This is a genomic window from Roseovarius sp. D0-M9 (assembly GCF_037083805.1).
Taxonomy (GTDB): Bacteria; Pseudomonadota; Alphaproteobacteria; order Rhodobacterales; family Rhodobacteraceae; genus Roseovarius.
Genome location: NZ_JBAPKZ010000085.1, coordinates 1 through 5,047, shown reverse-complemented (window position 1 = coordinate 5,047; position 5,047 = coordinate 1). Strand labels below are relative to the sequence as shown.

Sequence of the window (5,047 nt, the reverse complement as noted above, 5' to 3'; positions counted from 1 at the left end):
TGCCAGTTCGTCTGGCTGATAACAGTGCTCCGAGGGTTCATGCACGGTGAAGGGCAACATCAGGGACTTCAAATCAACGACTGAAATCGTTGTTCAGGGTGAACTAATGAGTGCTGCTCAGTCCTCACTACAGCCGTGCACGCGAGGCACGGAGTAAAGCGTGACCGCTACATTTTGCGATTGTTGTTGAGAAACGAGGCCGAACAAACGCGCCGCCGAAAGGTGACCTGCCGGCCGCGATCGCAACCTTCGTGGTGTTCGATCTCGATCACCTCGACCAGTAGGCCAGTGTCATGCTGGCCAAGGGGCCCAAGACCATCGTAGTCAGGTCGGATGCCCAGAAAGCCGTGCAATGGTCTTGGTACACGGTCATTCTTCGGTCTGCGCGGAGCTCACATCGCATCGACTGATACACGGGAGGCACGGTAGTGTATGTCGCACATATTTGCTCCTTGCCACGCAGCGACAAGAGCTGCGACGACGGCCGCGCCAGCCCGGCAAATGAGGACCTTCCACTCGTTCAGCGCATGACATCGCCAGAATGCGCTGACAAACGATGGCCCGACCTCGCAAGATGCCGAGCCGGGTCCGTCCAAAGGGGCGCAGATTGCGGTCAGGCGGCGCCCTTGCCTACCTTTTGCCAGGCGAAACCCTGGAATGCCTCGTCCACTGGCGTCCCGGCGAGGTGGTTAGTGTAGTTCGACATGACCTTCTGCGACAGGCCCAGGATTACCTCCAGCACATGGCGCTTGGTGAACCCCGCATCGAGGAAGGCCTGTAAGTCGGCTTCTTCGACGTGACCGCGGCCACGCGTAACGGCAAGCGTAAAAGTGCGCAGTGCCTCGAGCCGGGCATTGGGCAGCGGTGTCTCGTTGCGCAGCGCGTCATCAATCGCACCGTCCACCTTCATCCGCTTGGCGATACCGCTATGAGCGGGCACGCAGTATGTGCAGTTATGTTCAACATTTATGGCCTGCCAGACCACGGTCAACTCGTCCTTGTCGAAGCTGGTCTGCTCGGCGAACATCTGATGGAGTTGCTGATAGGCCTGCAACAGGGCGGGCGCCTCGGCCATCACGGCATGCAGTCCGGGAATGCGGCCAAATGCCTTTTCTGAAGCCTCGAGCGTCGGGCGGCTCTCTTTGGGGGCTGTTTCAATCGTGTGCATTTCAAAGCTGGTCACGCTGGTCTCCTTGCTATTTCTTGAGTGCTCGTTCAAGTATCTTGCCTAACTTTACGCGCGCCGGCATACAAGATACTTCTTGAGCGATCACTCAATCGGGATCGAGGTGTGAGACATGGGCAGATCGGCCATCCATGATCGGGACGAGGTTCTCCGCGCGTCGATGGAGCTGTTCTGGGCGCGCGGATACCATAAGACGTCGCTGAAAGATCTCGAGCGGACCCTCGACATGCGCCCGGGTTCGATCTATGCCGCCTTCGGCTCCAAGAAAGCGCTGTTCCGCGCCGCGCTCGACCGTTACGCAACCATCGGCCAAGAAGCCTTGGCCGTAACAATGGTCAAGGCACCAAGTCCGATCAGCGGGCTTGCGGCGCATGTGCGGATGATAGGCCATCTGCTGTCCGACGGCCCACCCTCGCGCGCCTGCATGCTGGTCAAGACCTTGCTGGAGGCACCGGATGACGATCCAATGCTACGCCAGTCTGTAGAGAAAATTATACGCGAGGTCGAAACGACCTTTGCGGCCGCCTTTCGCGACGCACGCGACGCGGGCGAGATCCCATCCGGCTCGGATCCGGAACGATTGGCAGCGCGGCTGCAAGCCTCGATCTTCGGACTGCGCGCTTATGCGCAGCGCAGCGACGCGACCGAGACCGCCGGGAGTCTCGCGGAGGATATCGCACTCGAGATCGAGGCGATGGCTGACTGACTGACTGACTGCAGAACCATCGTGTAGGCACGTGTTCAAACGCTACATCCAAGGGCTGATCGCGCCCTCGCTCGCCAAAATACACAGGTAACCATCGAGCCAGATAGCTGGAAAGCCATGTAGATACGCACTCACCTGTTGAGAGCGCTATTCCGTTCATGCGATTGCATTGAACTGACCGCTACCCAGTCCCGTTCCGGGGATAGGAATGGCTCGATGGTCAGGGAGGCACCCATGGACTGATCGAAGTCCTGGGCTCTTCTCTCGATCGCGATCGGGATGAAATTTGGCACCGCGACTGCCCATTCGCGAAAGCCCCCACAGTCGAAGACGAACAGGTCGATCTCGCCAGAGCGGCTGAGAGAGTCCAGGGCGCAGGTTCTGGTCGCGCTGCTCAGGGTGCTGACAGATGCCTATCAGATTCAGTGAGCCAGTCAGACAAGCTCATAGCGGACGGAGCAGGTGGATTATGCAGCGACGCATAGGCCTGGCGAGGAATGGCTGCATTGCGGCGTCTCGCCGGATACCGTTCAAACCACCGCCGACACCACATCATCGTCTTGCCTAAATGTGCCAGTCGCATCGCGCTACGACGCCACTCTTTATGAAGAGCAGCATCGCATTTTTTGCACCCCGGTTCAGCATCTACGAATGATGGCCCCTCGCCTACTCGCCGACATCAGGGCGAGGATCCGAAACAAAACCGTCGGCATTGGGCATTTCGACCTTAGCCATCGCCTCTGCATCCATCACGCTATCAGGTTCGGTGCTGGTGATGCCTGCCTTCCCCAGCACATAGGCGCTGATGGCATAGACCTCGTCCGCGCTGAGCGATCCGGGCTCGGTCATCGGCATGGCGCGGTGCGTGTAGTCGAAAAAGGTGCTTGCATAGGGCCAGTAGCTTTCGACCGTTTTCACCGGCGCGTCGGTGGCCAGGGTATCCCGTCCGCCGATCAACCGGGGCGCGCCAAGTTCGGCCACGCCCATCATGTCCAAGCCATGACAGGCGGCGCAGATGGTCTCGTAAAGCTCCTCGCCCTCGGCGTAGGTGCCTTTGCCCTCTGGCAGGCCTCGCCCATCTGGCATCACGTCGATGTCGACAGCGGCGATTTCTTCATCGGTGGCGGGCTGTCCGACGCCGTAGGCGTTCTGGACCGGCGCGATCTCGCCCACCTCCTCGGCGCTGGATTCGGGCACTTCCATTGGGGCGCGCTCTCCGGTTTCTTCCAGCCTGTCGGGCAACTCAGCCGAGGTGCGTGGAACGTCCTGCGCCAATGCAGGAAGTGATAGCACGGAGACCGCGCAGATGAGTGTCAGGTTACGCGTGAACATTTTGCACCTCCCCATCCGGCGCGACATGCCAGCTCTGGATTGCGTTAAGATGATAGACAGACTTCAGGCCGCGCACCGCAACCAGCTGTTCGAGGGTGGGCTGCACATACCCTGTCTCGTCCACCGCGCGGCTTTGCAGCACGGCCTCCTCTCCTGTCCAGGTCCATGGCAGTCGGAACCGGGTGTGGCACTTGTCCATCACGGGACTGTCCAGCGTGGCTTCCTGCCAAGTCTTTCCGCCGTCGGCAGAAACCTCGACCTTTGCGATCTTGCCACGTCCGGACCAAGCGATTCCCGTCACCTCATAAAAGCCTGGGCGCGGCAGCTTCATCGCGCCCGAGGGGAAGGTGATCACCGATTTCGCCTCCATTTCCAGCGAGAACTGGCGGGCCGTTCCATCCGGCATGAGGTCGGTGTATTTCGATGTCTCCTCACGCGTCATGAAGGGCTTGTCACTGACCTCGAGGCGGCGCAGCCACTTGATATGGGTGTTGCCCTCGTAACCTGGCAGCAGAAGGCGCAGGGGATAGCCCTGCTCGGGGCGCAGGGCCTCGCCGTTCTGGGCATAGGCCAGAATGGCGTCATCCATCGCCTTGTCGATCGGCACGGAGCGGGTCATCACGGCAGCATCGGCGCCTTCGGCGAGGATCCATGCGGCGCTGTCCTGCACGCCTGCCATCTCCAGCAGGGTGGAGAGGTGCACGCCGGTCCATTCCGAAGTCGAGGTCAGGCCATGTGTGCCCTGCACAGTCTTGAGCGTCGGCTTGGCCCATTCGGTCAGTCCGTTGCCGGAACACTCGATGAAATGAATTTTGCTGACCGACGGCAGCCGTTTCAGATCGTCCATAGTAAAGTGCAGCGGCTCATCGACCATTCCATGCAGAATCAACTCGTGGGTCTGCGGATCAATCGTCGGGATACCCGCGTGATGGCGTTCGAAATGCAGACCCGAGGGGGTGATCATCCCGCGCCCGGAGGCCAGCGGCGTCATTGACCAGCTGGAATCGATGCTGGCGGTCGGATAACGCCAGCGCACCTCATTCTCAAATTGAGATCTGGAGCCATAGCCGCCATCGTCGAGGATGAGGCGCCCCTGCTCCTTGGTCGGATCGGGCTGGACATCGTATTCGATAGCGCCCGGCGGGGCGTCGGCTTGCGCACGGCCACCGGCCATCGCGCCGGTGCCAAATGCGATGCCGCCCATTAGAAGGCCGCGGCGCGTCAGGCCGTTGAACATGCCTTCCTTGCAGTCGCAGTCTTCGGCATCCGCAATTGCCTTACGCTCGATATCGACGAGGGCATCGGCCATCTGCCTTTCGGCTGGACCATACAAGGATTCGGGGAATCGTTCGGTGTCGGACATTGCAGCCTCCCATGAAGTTATGCAACATCACGACACTGCTCACGTAAAGGGGGACCGGCCCCTCGAATACTACATTTGCGGGTCACTGACGTCGCCGGCGCCAACTCAGTATTTCTAAGCCAACCAGTTTAGAGTAACACAAAATGGGCGCCCCGTCTGCCTAGCCGTTGCCAACGAACCAAATGGGCCTCGGCCAGCGCGGACATCACCCGGAAGCTTTCCTCTCGGCGCATGTTAGCGAATGTCGCCAAATGCATGCGAATGCTGTTTTTCTGGTGCGGTGTTGATGTGGCGTTGATGTAGAGTGCAAACGCAAAAACCCGACTGGTTAAGTTTGGCTTTAAGCTATTGATACAGCATTTCCACTTATTCATGATGTGTATCCAGAGGCTTTGAAGAAGTTCCAGCACTCGACGGGAGTGAAGAGATCGCAGACGTCGCCGATGGCTGCGATGAGCTG

The 5,047-nt window shown here is 59.6% G+C and carries 4 protein-coding genes; 1 reads left to right on the top strand and 3 read right to left on the bottom strand.

All coding sequences use genetic code 11. The features are described 5' to 3' along the window. Window positions 1–613: 613 nt before the first annotated feature. On the bottom strand, window positions 614–1,183 hold the full coding sequence (locus V8352_RS21305) for a carboxymuconolactone decarboxylase family protein (protein WP_336426264.1): 570 nt from the start codon (window positions 1,181–1,183) through the stop codon (window positions 614–616). Window positions 1,184–1,298: 115 nt separating this feature from the next. On the opposite strand from V8352_RS21305, the gene V8352_RS21300 reads away from it, so the two are divergent. Continuing rightward, window positions 1,299–1,892 (top strand): TetR/AcrR family transcriptional regulator, encoded by a 594-nt coding sequence (locus tag V8352_RS21300; RefSeq protein WP_336426263.1) that lies wholly within the window; start codon window positions 1,299–1,301, stop codon window positions 1,890–1,892. Window positions 1,893–2,558: 666 nt separating this feature from the next. On the opposite strand, the gene V8352_RS21295 is transcribed toward V8352_RS21300, so the two are convergent. Next, window positions 2,559–3,224 (bottom strand): c-type cytochrome, encoded by a 666-nt coding sequence (locus tag V8352_RS21295; protein WP_336426262.1) that lies wholly within the window; start codon window positions 3,222–3,224, stop codon window positions 2,559–2,561. Next, window positions 3,211–4,587: a sulfite dehydrogenase gene (soxC, locus tag V8352_RS21290; RefSeq protein WP_336426261.1), complete on the bottom strand. Its 1,377-nt coding sequence runs from the start codon at window positions 4,585–4,587 to the stop codon at window positions 3,211–3,213. Before soxC ends, V8352_RS21295 begins: the two co-directional genes overlap by 14 nt. Window positions 4,588–5,047: the final 460 nt, after the last annotated feature.